General features: G+C 71.0%; 9 protein-coding genes. 5 read left to right on the top strand and 4 right to left on the bottom strand.

Annotated elements, in window-relative coordinates:
- Positions 1 to 121: 121 nt before the first annotated feature.
- On the bottom strand, positions 122 to 1,537 hold the full coding sequence (locus tag ACFWY9_RS13630) for an amino acid permease (RefSeq protein WP_378325397.1): 1,416 nt from the start codon (positions 1,535 to 1,537) through the stop codon (positions 122 to 124).
- A 326-nt stretch (positions 1,538 to 1,863) separates the two neighbouring features.
- Between ACFWY9_RS13630 and ACFWY9_RS13625 the strand changes: the two genes are divergently transcribed.
- Complete coding sequence (locus ACFWY9_RS13625; RefSeq protein ID WP_378325398.1) at positions 1,864 to 3,066, top strand: cytochrome P450; 1,203 nt, start codon at positions 1,864 to 1,866, stop codon at positions 3,064 to 3,066.
- Positions 3,067 to 3,293: 227 nt separating this feature from the next.
- Here the strand turns inward: ACFWY9_RS13625 and ACFWY9_RS13620 are convergent, their stop codons facing one another.
- Complete coding sequence (locus ACFWY9_RS13620; RefSeq protein WP_378323429.1) at positions 3,294 to 3,896, bottom strand: helix-turn-helix domain-containing protein; 603 nt, start codon at positions 3,894 to 3,896, stop codon at positions 3,294 to 3,296.
- Positions 3,897 to 3,983: 87 nt separating this feature from the next.
- On the opposite strand from ACFWY9_RS13620, the gene ACFWY9_RS13615 reads away from it, so the two are divergent.
- Genes ACFWY9_RS13615 through ACFWY9_RS13605 form a run of 3 tightly spaced genes read left to right on the top strand, consistent with a single transcriptional unit; the run spans position 3,984 to position 6,185 of the window.
- A complete protein-coding gene (locus ACFWY9_RS13615) occupies positions 3,984 to 4,610 on the top strand; it encodes a class I SAM-dependent methyltransferase (protein ID WP_378338977.1) in 627 nt (208 codons plus the stop codon).
- A gap of 31 nt (positions 4,611 to 4,641) precedes the next feature.
- Positions 4,642 to 5,130: a DinB family protein gene (locus ACFWY9_RS13610; protein ID WP_378338976.1), complete on the top strand. Its 489-nt coding sequence runs from the start codon at positions 4,642 to 4,644 to the stop codon at positions 5,128 to 5,130.
- Positions 5,131 to 5,156: 26 nt separating this feature from the next.
- Positions 5,157 to 6,185 (top strand): alpha/beta fold hydrolase, encoded by a 1,029-nt coding sequence (locus tag ACFWY9_RS13605; protein ID WP_378338975.1) that lies wholly within the window; start codon positions 5,157 to 5,159, stop codon positions 6,183 to 6,185.
- Here the strand turns inward: ACFWY9_RS13605 and ACFWY9_RS13600 are convergent, their stop codons facing one another.
- Both ACFWY9_RS13600 and ACFWY9_RS13595 read right to left on the bottom strand, forming a co-directional pair.
- Positions 6,186 to 6,812, bottom strand: a complete 627-nt coding sequence (locus tag ACFWY9_RS13600; protein ID WP_378323425.1) for a transcriptional regulator — start codon at positions 6,810 to 6,812, stop codon at positions 6,186 to 6,188. It lies immediately after the preceding gene.
- Positions 6,809 to 7,951 (bottom strand): pyridoxal-phosphate dependent enzyme, encoded by a 1,143-nt coding sequence (locus ACFWY9_RS13595; protein ID WP_378338974.1) that lies wholly within the window; start codon positions 7,949 to 7,951, stop codon positions 6,809 to 6,811. The genes ACFWY9_RS13600 and ACFWY9_RS13595 overlap by 4 nt, the downstream gene beginning before the upstream one ends.
- Before the next feature lie 793 nt (positions 7,952 to 8,744).
- Between ACFWY9_RS13595 and ACFWY9_RS13590 the strand changes: the two genes are divergently transcribed.
- Positions 8,745 to 15,602: an SDR family NAD(P)-dependent oxidoreductase gene (locus tag ACFWY9_RS13590; protein WP_378338973.1), complete on the top strand. Its 6,858-nt coding sequence runs from the start codon at positions 8,745 to 8,747 to the stop codon at positions 15,600 to 15,602.
- Positions 15,603 to 15,607: the final 5 nt, after the last annotated feature.

Here is a 15,607-nt window from a genome sequence, read left to right as displayed (position 1 = left end):
TGTCTAACCCTCTCCGGGGCGGGGGGGTCTTGCGGCGCCCCCCCCCCCCCGGCGCGGGGTGCTGGGCCCCCCCCCACGGGGCCGGCCCGCCCCCCGGGGGGGCCGGGCTATCGCCGGGTGATCAGTCCCGGGAACCGACGGCGACGGTGGTGCGCTCGCGGTCGCGTTCGCGGCGGCGGATGAAGCGCCAGCCGACCGCGAGGACGATCGCGACCACCGGGATCGAGTAGAACGCGATCTTCTCGGGTCCGTCGGAGAAGCCCATCAACGCGATCACCAGCACGAGGAAGGCCAGCGTCGCCCAGCCCGTGTACGGGGCGCCGGGCATCCGGTAGCTCGGCCGCTCCAGCTCGCCCCGCAGTGCCGCCTGACGCAGCTTCATCTGCGAGACGATCAACGTCGCCCAGGTCGCCACGACGCCGAGCGAGGCGATCGCGATGGCGATGTCGAACGCGTCCTTCGGCACCAGATAGTTCAGCACCACGCCCAGCAGATAGGCGACCGAGGTGAACAGGATGCCGCCGTAGGGCACGTGGCGGCTGCTCATTCGGCTGACGAACTTCGGTGCTTCGCCCTTTTCGGACAGTGCCCGCAGGATGCGCCCGGTCGAGTACAGGCCCGAGTTGACCGAAGACAGCGCCGCGGTCAGCACGACGGCGTTCATGACGTCGCCGATGCCGGGGATGCCGAGGCGGGTGAAGACCGTGACGAACGGGCTTTCGTCGCCGCTGTAGAACGGCCACGGCAGCAGCATCGCCAGCAGCAGCACGGAACCGACGTAGAACACGGCGATCCGCCACACCACGCTGTTGATCGCCTTGGGCAGGACCTTGCGCGCGTCCTTGGTCTCCCCGGCGGCGATGCCGACGAGTTCGATGGCCGAGTAGGCGAAGATGACCGCCTGCAGCGTCATCAGCGTGATGCCCAGGCCGGCGGGGAAGATCCCGTCGTGGTTGGTGAGGTTCTGCACCCCGGCGGACGTGCCGCCGATGTTCGCCCCGCTGAGCACCAGGCCGAGGCCGGTGATCAGGAAGACGACGATGGCGAGGACCTTGACGACCGAGAACCAGAACTCGAGTTCGCCGAACAGCTTGACGCTCAACAGGTTCACCGCGAGGAGCACGCCGAGGGCGATCAGCGCGGTGATCCACTGTGGAATGCCGGGCAGCCACTTGTGCACGTAGATCGCGACGGCGGTGATCTCAGCGATGCCGGTCATGGCCCAGTTGAGCCAGTACAGCCAGCCCGAGGCGAACCCGGCCCAGGGGCCGATGAACTTTCGCGCGTACGTGACGAAACTACCCGAACTGGGCTCGTGCAGCACGAGTTCGCCGAGTGCACGCATGACGAAATAGGCTGCCGCGCCGCAGAGGGCGTAGGAGAAGATCAGCGACGGCCCGACCTGATGCAGCTTTCCGCCCGCGCCGAGGAAGAGCCCGACGCCGATCGCGCCACCGATCGCGATCATCTGCACCTGGCGTTTGCCGAGTGCTTTCGTGTAGCTGCCGCCCTGTTCGGGGCGTGGAGAGGAATCCATGGTTGCCAGACCGTAGACGGGGAGTGGCGAGTGATCTAGCGCACCAAGGAAAGACTTAAGGTGTGCTTGCGGTCACACCCGCCCCACGGCGTTCGCGCGGGTATCACGCGAAGACTTTCGGGAACGGATGGCGCCGAGTTGCGGCGTCCGGGCGGCCCGCGTGCGGTAATGGAAGGTTTCACTCGCACTCTCGGGGTTCATACGTTTTCTTGACTTCACAAAACAGTGAAACCTATGTACCTTCTGAAGTGGCCCAGCAGACAGCGCGGCGGCCGAGCGACCTGGGGCGGACGCCGCGACCTCCCACCACTTTTTCGGAGTCGGCGATGACGCAGACCGTTCCGCTCGCTCAGGGCTTGCCCACCACCCGTGGCCGCTGCCCGTTCGACCCGCCCGAGGCGCTGACCGACCTCAGTGCCCGTTCGCCGATCAGCCGCCTGGTCTACCCGGACGGTCACGAGGGCTGGCTGATCACCGGGTACGCCGCCGCGAGGGCGGTGCTCGCGGACGTCCGGTTCAGCTCCCGCGCCGAGCTGCGGCGGACACCGATCCCGCACGCGTTCGCCAAGGAGAAGCCACGTCCGGCCCAGCCGGGGGCGCTGACCTCGTTCGACCCGCCGGAGCACACCCGGCTGCGGAAGCAGCTCACCGGCCAGTTCACCGTGCGGCGGATGCAGATGCTGGAGCCCCGCGTCGCGCGGATCACCGAGGAGCACCTCGACCGGATGGAGGAGGCGGGGCCGCCGTGTGATCTGGTGACCGCTTTCGCGATGCCGATCCCGTCACTGGTGATCTGCGAACTGCTCGGAGTCCCGCTCGGGGAGCGGGATGGCTTCCAGAAGAACGCCTCGGTGCTGTTCAACCTGAAGTCCAGCGCCGAGGAGATCACCACGGCCATGGGCGCGGTGATGGCGTACATGGGCGAACTGGTCGAACGCAAGCGCGCCGAGCCGGACGAGCACCTGCTCAGCGGGTTGATCGAGGCCGGGGAACTCACCGGCGAGGAGCTGGCGACGATCGCCATGACGCTGCTCATCGCGGGCTACGAGACGACCGCGAACATGCTCGCGCTCGGGACGTTCGCGCTGCTTCGCAATCCGGAGCAGTTCGCGGCGCTGCGGGCCGACCCGAGCCTGGTCACCAACGCGGTCGAGGAGCTGATGCGCTACCTGAGCGTCATCCACGTGGGGCCGGGACGGACCGCGGTCGAGGACGTCGAAGTGGCGGGCCAGCTGATCCGGGCAGGGGAGTCGGTGGTCGTTTCGGTCCCGGCGGCCAATCGCGACCCCGAACGTTTCCCCGATCCCGACCGGCTCGACATCACGCGCCCGGCGACCGGGCACATCGGCTTCGGGCACGGGGTGCACCAGTGCCTGGGCCAGCAGCTGGCCAGGGTCGAGATGCGCATCGGATATCCGGCGCTGGCCAGGCGGTTCCCCGAGCTGCGGCTGGCGGTGCCTGCCGAGGAGGTACGGATGCGGGCGGACATGGCGATCTACGGGGTGCACGAGCTGCCCGTGGCCTGGTGAGCCGCTGACCGGGGGGTGCGTACGGCGTGCCGGGGTAGGGGGGCCCGGCCCCCGCTCCCCCGCCGCGGGCGCCCCGTTTAGGGTGTGGGGCATGTATCCCCGGAGGGGCGCGGGGGGGGGGGGGGGGGGGGGGGGGGGGGGGGGGCGGCCCCCCCCCCCCCCCCCCCAACGCCGTCGTCTCGCGACGAGTGTCCGTTGTGGACAATGAAGCCCGGAAGTGGCTCGGGCTACGAGGATTCCTCGTGTGCGTGCCGATGTGCCCCGGCGCGCACGTGCGCGCGCATGCCCTGCATGCCGAACAGGATGAGGAGCTCGACCACGCCGCCGTCGGCGCTGCCCAGCCAGTGCGGCAGCGACGTGTCGAACTCGGCGGCCTCGCCTGGCGGCAACGTCATGTCGCGCTCGCCGAGCACGAGCCGCAGATGTCCATTGAGGACATACAGCCATTCGAAGCCGTCGTGCGTCTGCGGGGTCGGTTCGAGCGGCTCCGACCGCGCGGGAATGATCATCTTGAACGCCTGGATCCCGCCCGGCCGCCGGGAAAGCGGGATGAAGGTCATCCCGAACCGGTGGATCGGCTTGAGGTGGATCCGGGGGTCGCCGGTGCGCGGGGCGCCGACCAGGTCGTCCAGCGGAACGCCGTAGGTACTGGCCAGCGGCAGCAGCAACTCCAGCGTCGCCCGGCGCTGCCCGCTCTCCAGCCGCGACAGGGTGCTTTCCGAGACGCCCGTCGTCGCCGCCAGATCGGCGAGAGTGATGCCGCGGTCACGTCGCAGCGCGCGCAACCGCGGCCCGACCGCGTCGAGCACGTCTTCCGTTCGGTGGTCCACGCGGCCACCTTGCCATAACCGCAAGATTCCGTGCCAGATCGGGACGCGCCTGGCGAGACTGAGCGCGTACCGACCGAAGGAGTCTTGATGAGCACCACCGATGCGGTCACGTTCTGGGACGGCGTGTACCGGGCCCGGAAACCGGCCATCGACCCGCGGCCGAACGCCCGGCTCACCGAGCTGGTCACCGGCCTGGCGCCCGGCGACGCGCTGGACCTCGGCTGTGGCAACGGCGGGGACGCGCTGTGGCTCGCCCGCCAGGGCTGGCGCGTCACCGCCGCCGACATCTCGTCAGTGGCGGTCGACCGGCTCGCCGCCCTTGCCCGGTCAACAGGGCTGGGCGACCGCGTCAGCGTTGCACGGCACGACCTGCACGAATCCTTTCCGCAGGGCCGTTTCGACCTGATCTGCGCCCACTACCTGCACACCCCCGCGGAACTCGACAGGGCGACCGTGCTGCGCTCGGCCGCGCAGGCACTGCGCCCGGGTGGGCGGCTGCTGGTCGTCGACCACGGTTCGGCCGCGCCGTGGTCGTGGAACCAGGACCCCGGCACCCGCTACCCGAGCCCGCGCGAGGTCGCCGCGGGCATCGCGCTGGACGCCGGGATCTGGCGGATCGAACGGGCCGACGCGCCCCGCCGGATCGCGACCGGACCGGGCGGGCGCACCGCCGAGGTCATCGACCACGTCCTGCTCATCCGCCGCACCGCCTGACCGCACCGCCTGACAAGGAAGGAACAACACCGTGCCCAGTACTGCGCGCCGGCGCCGCGACTCCCCGCCGCCCCGGACCGGAAGCAGTGAGATCGAGGTCCTGCGCGGATTCCTCGACTACCTCCGTACCTCGATCGCCGCGAAGGTCGACGGCGCCCCCGAACCCGACGTGCGGACGGCGGCGGTGCCCTCGGGCACGAACCTGCTCGGCCTGCTCAACCACCTGACCTTCGTCGAGCGTTCGCTGTTCCTCGGGGACAACGTCACCGATTGGCAGGCGACATTCCACGCCGCACCGGAGGACAGCGTGGCGGACGTCGTCGCCCGCTACCGCGAGGTGATCGAGCACGCGAACGACATGCTCGACGGGTGCGCCGATCTGGGCGCACCTGTCCCGCGGCCGGGCCGCTCCGCGCCCAGCGTGCGCTGGGCGCTCACGCACATGATCGAGGAGACCGGCCGCCATGCCGGCCATGCCGACATCCTCCGCGAACTGATCGACGGCTCCACCGGGCGCTGACGCCCCTTTTCCCAGGACAGGAACACATGATCACCGCACCACGGCCGCTGTCGCGCCGTTTCCCCCGCTTCGCGCGCACGGTCGCGACGGCCGCACTCACCCTCGTGCTCACGATCGGCACCGCCGCATGCTCCACGCCGAGCACCGGCGAGGTCGCGCCCTACGCGGCCGCCACACAGAGCGATCCCCAGTTCGGGAACACCTTCCGGCACGAGTTCGCCGACGTCGACGGCGTCCGGATGCACTACGTGACCGGCGGCAAAGGCACACCGGTGGTGCTGATCCACGGCTGGCCGCAGACCTGGTACGGCTGGTGGCCGATCATGCCGGAGCTCGCCAAAAACCACACCGTCTACGCCGTCGACCTTCCCGGGCTGGGGGACAGCACCGGCAAACCGCCGGGCTACGACAAGGCCACACTGGCGCGGTATGTGCACAAGCTGATCGCCGAGCGGCTCGGGGTGCGTGACGCCCGCGTCGTCGGGCACGATTTCGGTGCTGCCGTGGCCTTTCAGTACGCGAGTCAGTTCCCGACCGACACCGCCCGCCTCGGCTACTTCGACCTGCCGCTGCCGGGACCGGCGATCGACGCGACCATGTACCGCTCGCTCAGCTGGCACATCGCCTTCCACTCCCAGCGCCGGGTTCCCGAGGCGGTGGTCCATGACGACGTCCGTGAGTACCTGGCGCTGTTCTATCCCCAGGTTTCCTTCGGGGGCACGGCGTTCGGCGGCACCTCGGATCGGTCCCCGTTCACCGACGCCGAGATCACCGAGTACGCGCGGACCTACAGCAGGCCCGAGGTCCTTTCCGGCGGCTTCGAGCTCTACCGTGCCCTCGACAAGGACGTCCGCGACACCGTGGCGGCGGCACCGGTCCGCGTCCCGACCCTGCTCATGACCGCACAGGGGCAGCTCGACGCGATCCGGGGCACGGTGGCCCCGCGCCTGACCAACATCGTGCAGGCCGCGGACGTGCCGAAGGCGGGCCACTGGCTCGTCGAGGAGAACCCGCGGTTCGTCACCGCGGAGCTGGCGCGGTTCCTCGACGGCTGATCAGCGCAGGTAGTTGTAGATCGTCGCGCGGGCGAGGCCGAGGAGTTCGGTCAGCGCCGGGACCGAGTGCTTGACCTGCAGGAAGCCCTGTTCCTGCAGGGTCCGCACCAGTTCCTTCTTCGCGGCGGGAACGAGACCGCGCGGGGTCTGGCCGTGGGCTGCGGCGTACTCCTCGACCAGGGAACGGAGTTCGTCGACGGTCCTGGCGCGCAGCGTTTCGGTCAGCGGCTGCTCCTGCTCATCGGTCCGGACGAGGGTGGCGAGGCTCTTGGCGGCGCTGGCGAACAGCGAGACGTCGAGGTTGAGGCAGAGAGCGGCGACGTAGGCGCCGTCGCTGTTCTTGACGCCGATCGACGTGCTCTTGGCGGGACGGCCGTCCGGGAAGGTGTTGGGGTAGTTCTGCAGCACCTCCGGATAGTCCGGGTCCTGGATCCGGGCGAGGCCGAGTTCGGTGGCCGGGTCGCCGGGGGCGCGGCCGGAGAGGTTGGACTCGATCACGCGGATGGCGTGGTCCGGGTCGCGCAGGTCGTGCAGGACGACCTCGCACAGCCCGGGGAACATCCGGCCGATCGCCACCGCGATCTTCTCGGTCTCGCGCAGCAGCAGTTCGTCCTCGGCGTCACTCACGGGGTGTCCTCGGCGAACAACGCGGACATCGTGGCCGCCGCCTTGAGACCGGACCCGGTGAGGATGACCACGGTCGTCTCCTCGGGCCGGATGACGCCCTGGGCGCGGAAGACGTCGAGTGCGGCGGCAGCGGTCGCACTGGTCGGCTCCGCGTAGAGCCCGGCGGCGGCGAGCCGGCGTGTCGCGTCGGCGATGGCGGCTTCGTCGATCGCGACGGTGGTCCCGTTCGACCGGCGGATCGCGGTGAGAACCTCGGGCAACCGGACCGGTTCGCGGATGGCCGTGCCCTCGGCGATCGTCGGCGCGAAGGCCGTCGGCACCGGAGTGTCCACAGCGGACTGGAAGCTCGCGTGCAGGGGAGCGCAGTTCGCGGGCTGGGCGACGAGCAGCCGCGGGCGCCGGTCGATCGCACCGGCGGCGAGCAGTTCGGTGAAGCCGAGGTCGCAGCCCAGCACGATACTGCCGGCGCCCGCGACGGTGACGACGTTGTCCGGTGCGGTGAAGCCGAGGTCCTCCCACAGCTCGTAGGCCAGCGTTTTGGTGCCCTGTAAGAAGAACGGGTGCCAGTTGTGGCTGGCGTAGCAGGTCTCGGCGGAACGTCGCAGCGCTTCGGTGGCGGTGTCGTCGCGAGTACCGGGCACGAGTTCGACCGTGGCGCCGTAAGCGCGGCTTTGCAGGATCTTCGCCGGTGACGTCGATTCCGGCGCGAGGATCTTCGCGCGGATACCGGCGGCGGCGCTGTAGGCCGAGATCGACGAGCCGCCGTTGCCCGAGCTGTCCTCCAGCACCTCGGTGACCCCGTGTCCCGCCAGCAGCGAGAGCAGCACGGTGCTGCCCCGGTCCTTGAAACTGCCGGTGGGGTTGAACCACTCGAGCTTGAATCGCGTCGTTTCGCCGCCCCAGGGCAGCTCGACCAGGGGAGTGCAGCCCTCGCCGAGCGACACCGGACGCCGGATGTCCCCGGGGAGCGCGGCCCGGTAGCGCCAAAGCGAGCGCGAGCCGGAATCGACCTCGGCGCGGGTGAGGCCGCGCAGGGGCGGCACGGTCAGGGGTGCGCCGTCGTCACCGCGCCAGCGCAGGGGGTCGAGCGGGTAGATCCGGCCCGATCGTTCGTCGAGGAGATGCGCCGCGGGGGTCATGACCGCCTTCCGGGGTTGTACAGATGGTCTACAGCTGGACAGAATGTCTATCGTGAGGCTCGTTGTCAACTCTCGCGAACGTGACAAGTGAGGCTCTTGATTCGGTAGCAGGGGTCAACATCGGTCAATTGTGAAAATCGGTTCACGTTCCTTTCGGTGAATTTTTCACCGAAAGGGTGTGTGGTACGAGGTGTATCGGCTCGGATGCTCCCCGTGGCAGGCGGGGTTCGTGGATGGGCCTGTGCCGTGGCGCCGGTGTGGGCGTGCGACCACGGTGAATGCTGGGTCGGGGCAAATCCGATGGGGGTAGTCGGCCGGGTTAGGTGAAGGTAAGCGATTGCGGGACGAAATGGTTGATCGCGTCCCTTGTGGGCGGGCGAAGAAAAAGAGAGCCGTCGACGAAACGGTATCGTTTATTCGTGTCGAATCTCATTTCGTGTGGCGTGATCGAATGGCTTTTGTTTCCGATGGCGCCCCGAGGGGCCGTCGCCAAAAGGCGTAGGGTAGGAGACCGAGTCCTTTCGGACTGCGCCGATGGCCGGGAAGGGTTGCCCTGTCTGGGTGGGTGTCGCCCGATCGAGCGGGTACTACTATGCATTACGGTGGGGGCGCAAGTCGGTCCCGTGTCGTGGGCGGATGACGGTGACGTTAAATTCTTGAGTCCTGACCCAGGTGGCCCGACGACTTTTTGAAGCTGCGCGAAGAAAACAGGGCGAGTTGTTGACGTGTCCCGGTCGAGACGCTTAAGTACTCCCCGTTACTGCTTCACTCTTTGGTGCGTTGGGGAGTTCCCATGCGTGTGTCGGAAGGCGATCCCCGGCAGAGCGCCGACACGGTCATCGCCGTGAATCCGCTGAACAGGCCGTCGGCGCGGGCCACCGCGGCCGCCGCGCGGGGCGGTGGGCTCGGCGTGCTCGACCTGACCACGCCCGGCTCCTCGGCCGCCGACGAACTGGCGTTGCTGGCGGAGTGGCCGGTGCCCGGCTTCGGGGTGCGCCTCACTCACCTGGGGGAGGTACCCGAGGCCGCGCACACCGTGCTCCTGACCTCGGATTCGCCTTGTACGGCACGGGACTTCCCCGGGCGCCGGGTGCTGGTCGAAGTGACCACGCGCGCGCAGGCCCGGCGAGCCGTCGCCGACGGTGCCCACGGCCTGATCGCCCGCGGCCACGAATGTGGCGGCCCGGTCGGCGAACTGAGCACGTTCGTCCTGCTCCAGGCGTTGCTCACGGACGAGGCGATCGACCTCCCGGTGTGGGCCTCGGGCGGGATCGGCCCGCACACCGCGGCGGCGGCCGTCGCCGGCGGAGCGGCCGGGGTGGTGCTCGACACGCAGCTGGCCCTGCTCGCCGAGCCGGAGCTGCCGCCGTCCACTACGGTCGCGCTCACCGGGCTCGACGGCTCCGAGACGACGGTCGCCGACGGTGTCCGGGGCCTGACCAGGCGATCGACCGGTGAACGGCTGGAAGCGGGACAGGACGTCTTCCTCGCCACGCGGTTCCGCGACCGCTGGGGTACGGTGACCGCCACCGTCCGCGGGATCCGGGACGCGATCGCCGCGGCGCTGGGCGCGGACGGCCCGGTGCTCGGCCCGGAGTCACCCGGCGCGCGGGCGCTCGGCACGGCGCTGCCGGTGGTGCAGGGGCCGATGACCCGGGTGAGCGACCAGGCCGCGTTCGCCGCCGAGGTCGCCGCCGCGGGAGCGTTGCCGTTCATCGCGCTCGCCCTGTCCGGCCCCGAACAGACCAGGGAGGTGCTCGAACGCACCAGGGACACGGTCGGTGCGGCGCCATGGGGCGTCGGCGTGCTCGGGTTCGCGCCGGACCACGTGAAGGTCGCGCAGCTCCAGGTGATCCGCGAGATCCGGCCCTCGCACGCGATCATCGCGGGCGGGCGCCCGGCGCAGGCCGCGGCCTTGGAGGAGGCGGGGATCTCGACCTTCCTGCACGTCCCCTCGCCCGGGCTGCTCAAGCAGTTCCTCGAAGCGGGGGCGCGGAAGTTCGTCTTCGAAGGGTCCGAATGCGGGGGACACGTCGGCCCGCGCACGAGCTTTCCGTTGTGGGAAGCCCAGCTCGGCGTGCTCGACGACTTCCTCACGACGACACCGGGTGCGGCGGCGGAGCTGCAGGTGCTGTTCGCGGGCGGTATCCACGACGCCCGATCGGGCGCGATGGTCAGCGCGCTGGCGGCGCCGCTCACCGCGCGCGGTGCGGCGATCGGGGTCCTGATGGGCACCGCGTACCTCTTCACCCGCGAGGCCGTCGACGCGGGTGCCGTGCTGCCGCTGTTCCAGCGCCAGCTGCTCACCGCCGCGCACACCGACCTGCTCGAAACCGCGCCGGGCCACGCGACGCGGTGTGTGCGCAGCCCGTTCACCGAGGAGTACGAGCGGATCAAGCGGGACCTGGCCGAGCGCGGCGTGCCGAGCCGCGACGCCTGGGAACGGCTGGAACAGCTCAACGTCGGCAGGCTCCGGCTCGCCAGCAAGGGCATCGAGCGGATCGGGGACGAACTGCGCGAGGTCGGCGAGGACCGCCAGCTCGCCGAGGGCATGTTCATGGCGGGTGAGGTCGCGGTGCTGCGGGCGGCGATCACCACGATCGCCGACCTGCACGCCGACGTCGGCCCGGGCGCCGACGCGTTCCTCCGCGACCGGGCCGAGAGCCGGGGACTGGCCGCGGACACCGCCGGACCGGTGCCGGAACCACTGGACGTCGCGATCGTCGGGATGGCCTGCATGTTCCCCGGCGCCCCGGATCTGGCGTCCTTCTGGGCGAACGTCCTTTCCGGACACGACGCGGTCACCGAGGTCCCGGCGCAGCGCTGGGACACCGCCCTCTACTACGGCAAGGACGGCGCCGGGGAGCGGACGCCGTCGCGCTGGGGCGGATTCCTGCCCGAGATCCCGTTCGACCCGCTGGCCTACGGCATCCCGCCGTCGTCGCTGGCGAGCATCGAACCCGTGCAGCTGCTGGCATTGGAGGCCGCGCACCGTGCGCTGGCCGACGCCGGATACGCCGACCGGGCGTTCGACCGTACGCGGACGTCGGTGGTGTTCGGCGCCGAGGCGGGCAGCGACCTGTCCAACGCGATGACGCTGCGCACCGTGCTGCCCGCCTACCTCGGCGAGCTTCCGTCCGCTTTGGACGAACAGCTACCGAGGCTGACCGAGGACTCCTTCCCCGGAGTGCTGGCGAACGTCATCGCCGGGCGGATCGCGAACCGGCTCGATCTCGGCGGGGCGAACTACACCGTCGACGCGGCGTGCGCGTCCTCGCTCACCGCAGTGGACGTCGCCTGTAAGGAACTCACCGCGGGCACGAGCGATCTCGTGCTGTGCGGCGGCGCGGACCTGCACAACGGCATCAACGACTACCTGCTCTTCGCCTCGGCGCACGCCCTTTCGCCCACCGGGCGCTCGGCGACGTTCGACAGCGCGGCCGACGGCATCGCGCTCGGCGAGGGCGTCGCGTGCATCGCGCTGAAACGGTTCGGGGACGCGGAACGCGACGGCGACCGGGTCTACGCGGTGATCAAGGGTGTCGGCGCGGCGAGCGACGGCCGCGCGCTGGGGCTGACCGCGCCCCGGCCGGAAGGCCAGCACGCGGCGCTCACTCGCGCGTACCGCAACGCCGGGATCTCCCCGTCGCGAGTGGGGTTGGTCGAAGCGCACGGGACCGGGACCGTCGTGGGCGACCGGACCGAGCTGGGCACCCTGACGAAGGTGTTCACCGAAGCGGGCGCGGCGCCGGGCGCGTGCGTGGTCGGTTCGGTGAAGTCCCAGATCGGCCACACGAAGTGCGCGGCCGGGCTGGCGGGGCTGGTCAAGACGGCGCTCGCCGTGCACACCGGGGTCAAGCCGCCGACGCTGCACGTCGAAACGCCGAACCCGGCCTGGGAGGCCGGCCGCAGCCCGTTCGTGTTCCAGTCCTCTGCCCAGCCGTGGGCGGCTCCACCGGCGGAACGGATCGCCGGGGTCAGCGCGTTCGGCTTCGGGGGCACGAACTTCCACGTCGTACTGGCCGCGCACGAGGACATCCCGCCCGCGCGGACCGCCGACGAATGGCCCGCCGAGCTGTTCACCTTCGCGGGCAAGGGATACGAGACCGCGCTGAAGGACCTGCTCGCGCTCGCGGACGTACCCGCCGGGTACCGGCCGTGGCGGTTGCGGGATCTCGCGCGCGCCGCCTCCGGACGCGCGGAGGCCGCGCGGGCGGCCGGTGGCACGACCGAGGTCGCGCTGGTGGCGTCCACTGTGGACGAACTGACCGCTCTGCTGAGCAAGGCGATCACCGGCGAGCGGGCCGAGGGGATCTTCTTCGCCGCCGACGCGGTGGGCGGCGACGTCGCGATGGTGTTCCCCGGGCAGGGCAGCCAGCGGCCGGGCATGTTCGCCGAGTTGTTCGTCGCCTTCCCGGAACTGCACCGCTACCTCCGGCTGGACCCGGAGACGGCCGCGGCGGTGTTCCCGCCCGCCGTGTTCGACGAGGCGGGGCGCCGGGAGCAGGCCGCGCGAGTCACCGATACGCGGGTCGCGCAGCCCGCGCTGGGGATCACCGGTCTCGCGGCGCATCGCCTGCTGACCAGGGCCGGGGTGCGCCCGGCGATGCTGGCCGGGCACAGCTACGGCGAGCTGGTGGCGCTCGCCGCGGCGGGGTCGGTGCGGCCGGACGCGTTGCTGCGGTGCAGCCGGGCGAGGGCCGAGGCGATCCTCGGCGCAACCGGCTCGGGTGACGCGGGGGCGATGGCGGCAGTGGCCGGGCCGGCTGTCGACGTCGGCAAGGTGCTGGCCGACGCGGGACTCGCCGCGGTGGTCGTCGCCAATCACAACGCGCCGAAGCAGACGGTGATCTCCGGCCCGACCGACGACATCGACCAAGCTGTCGGGCGGCTGCGTGAAGCCGGGCTCGGCGCGAAGCGGCTTCCGGTCGCCTGCGCGTTCCACAGCCCGCTGGTCGCGGCTGCCGGCGAAACGTTCGGGGAGACCCTCGCCGAGGTGGACTTCGCCGCGCCCGAGGTGCCGGTCTACGGCAACCGCGCGGCCGATGTCTATCCTGCCGACGTCGAGGGCATCCGGGCGGAACTGGCCGCCCAGCTGGGCTCGCCGGTGCGGTTCGTCGAGCAGGTGGAGGCGATGTATGCCGCAGGGGCACGGGTGTTCGTCGAAGCCGGGCCGGGCGCGGTACTGTCCAAACTGGTCTCGGCCGTGCTCGAGGACCGTCCACACCGGACGGTCGCACTCGAACGGCCCGGCCGCCGCGGGCTACCGGGGTTCCTGACCGCGCTCGCCGAGCTGGCCGTGTGCGGTGCCGCGGTCGAGACCGGCTGGCTGTTCCGCGGGCGCGACGCCGTCGACGCGGCGGCCACCGCCAGGCCCCGTCGCCCGGGGTGGACGGTGGACGGGCAGCTGCTCCGTACTGCCGACGGGACAGTTCCGGACGCGGCCCTGCACCCTGCCCAACGTATCTCGGAGGCACTCGTGACGACCCCTCAGCCCGAGCAGGGTGCGGAGGCGCTGATCGCCGACTTCCTGCGCACCAGCCGGGAAATGGTCGCGGCCCAGCGGGACGTCATGCTCGGCTATCTCGGCGCCGAACGGTCGGCGGCGCCGGCGTTCGGCCAGGTCGAAACCGTGCTGAGCCCGGCTGTCCCGTCGACGGTCGTGCTCGGCGAACCGGCGCCGGTCCCCGCGGCGGCCGAATCGGACCGGCCGGTGCTGTCGGTGGTGGTCGAGGTGATCGGGGAGCGGACGGGGTATCCGGCGGAGATGATCGAGCCGGGTCTGGATCTGGAAGCCGATCTGAGCGTGGATTCGATCAAACGGGCGGAGATCGCGGGCGAGCTGGCGTCGCGCCTGGGGTTGTCCGGGGCGGAGCTGGACGTCGAGGAGTTGTCGAAGGCGCGGACCGCGGCCGGGATCGCGGAGCTGATCGGCGGCCGCGCACCGTCCGTTCCAGCCACCGAGCCGGGCCGGTCCGTGCTGTCGGTGGTGGTCGAGGTGATCGGGGAGCGGACGGGGTATCCGGCGGAGATGATCGAGCCGGGTCTGGATCTGGAAGCCGATCTGAGCGTGGATTCGATCAAGCGCGCCGAGATCGCCGGAGAACTGGCGAGCAGGCTGGGACTGTCCACTGCGGACTTCGACGTCGAAGAGCTGGCCAGGGTACGGACGGCGGCGGGCATCGCGGGCCTGATCGACGGCGAGCAGCCCGCGGAGTCCGCGGAACCCGGGAAGCCCGGCGAACAGCAACCGGTCGTCGTCGCGCCGAAACGCCTGGTGATGACGCCGTTCGAGCTGGCACCCGCCGTCGTGGACGTGGCAGGATGCCGCTTCCTGGTGCTGGGCGACGGTGAGCTGGCCGACGCGATGGCCGCTCGCCTCACCGGGCTCGGGGCCGATGCGGTCCCGGCCACCGCGGTGCCTGCCGGGGAATCGTTCGACGGGGTGGTGCACACCGATCCGGTGCTCCCGGAGGCGTTCGAGCCCTACCGCGCCGTGCTCGCGGCCGGACCGCGCTGGCTGCTCGCCGCCGGGCCCCGGCCGGGCCTGCGCGGATTCTTCCGGTCGGTGTCGCGGGAGTACCCGGACATTGTCGCCAGGGTGGTCGAGCATGCGGCGGGCACGGGCGTCGACGAGGTCGCGGCAGGGCTGGTCGCGGAACTGACCACTGTGGACCGTGAGCCGGTGGTGCTGCGGGACGGCGACACCCGCCGCGGCCTCCGGATGACCGAGGAGCCGCTCGGCCTGCTCGGCAGCACCGGCGCCGGTCCGGCCGGCGACGGCGCGGCGGAGGCCGAGGCGATCGGCCTCGGCCGGGACTCCGTGGTGCTGCTCGTCGGCGGGGCCAAGGGCATCACGGCCCGGTTCGCGACGACGCTGGCCGCGGCGGCCCGGTGCCGGTTCGAACTGCTCGGCCGTACCCCGGTACCGCCTGCCGAAGAGGACCCTGCGTTCGCGAACGCTCGTGACGCCAAGGAAATCCGTACCGCGCTGATCGCGGGTGGACAGCGGGTGCCCGCGGAAATCGAGCGTTCCGTGTCGCGGATTCTCGGTGAGCGCGAGGTGCGGAGCACACTGCGGACGTTGACCGAGCTGGGCGCGTCGGTGCGCTACCAGTCGGTCGACATGCGGGACACCGAGGCCGTGCACCGCGCGATCAAGGAGATCCACGCCGAGCACGGCAGGCTCGACGGCATCGTGTACGCGGCGGGCGTCATCGAGGACAAGCTCATCGCAGAGAAGGCGCCGGAGTCGTTCCAGCGGGTGTTCGGCACGAAGGTCGACGGCGCGCAGGCGTTGCTCGACGCGACCGCCGAACTCCCCGCCCCGCCGCGGTTCGTGGCGTTGTTCGGGAGTATCGCGGCAACCCTGGGCAACCGGGGCCAGTCCGACTACGCCGCCGCGAACGACGCGCTGGAGAGTTTCGGCCGCCGCTGGCCGGTGTCCGGCAGGGCGGTGACCGTCCACTGGGGACCGTGGGCGCCGACCGGCACCCACGACGGCATGGTCACACCGGAACTGATGCGGGACTACGCCCGGCGCGGGATCGAGCTGATCGATCCGGAGGAAGGCACCATGAGCCTCCTGCGCGAGCTGGCGTGGGGCCATGCCGACGCCGCGTCGGTCGTCTACACCGCTTCGGGGTGGTGACGTGC

This window comes from Amycolatopsis sp. NPDC059027 (assembly GCF_042739735.1).
In the GTDB taxonomy this organism is placed as follows: domain Bacteria; phylum Actinomycetota; class Actinomycetes; order Mycobacteriales; family Pseudonocardiaceae; genus Amycolatopsis.
This window is presented reverse-complemented; position numbering and strand designations above follow the sequence as displayed.

Bases quoted from the DNA above. Each gene is read 5' to 3' on its own strand.
- ACFWY9_RS13595 (WP_378338974.1), bottom strand. From the start codon at position 7,951: ATGACCCCCGCGGCGCATCTCCTCGACGAACGATCGGGCCGGATCTAC.
- ACFWY9_RS13630 (WP_378325397.1), bottom strand. From the start codon at position 1,537: ATGGATTCCTCTCCACGCCCCGAACAGGGCGGCAGCTACACGAAAGCA.
- ACFWY9_RS13590 (WP_378338973.1), top strand. From the start codon at position 8,745: ATGCGTGTGTCGGAAGGCGATCCCCGGCAGAGCGCCGACACGGTCATC.
- ACFWY9_RS13615 (WP_378338977.1), top strand. From the start codon at position 3,984: ATGAGCACCACCGATGCGGTCACGTTCTGGGACGGCGTGTACCGGGCC.
- ACFWY9_RS13625 (WP_378325398.1), top strand. From the start codon at position 1,864: ATGACGCAGACCGTTCCGCTCGCTCAGGGCTTGCCCACCACCCGTGGC.
- ACFWY9_RS13605 (WP_378338975.1), top strand. From the start codon at position 5,157: ATGATCACCGCACCACGGCCGCTGTCGCGCCGTTTCCCCCGCTTCGCG.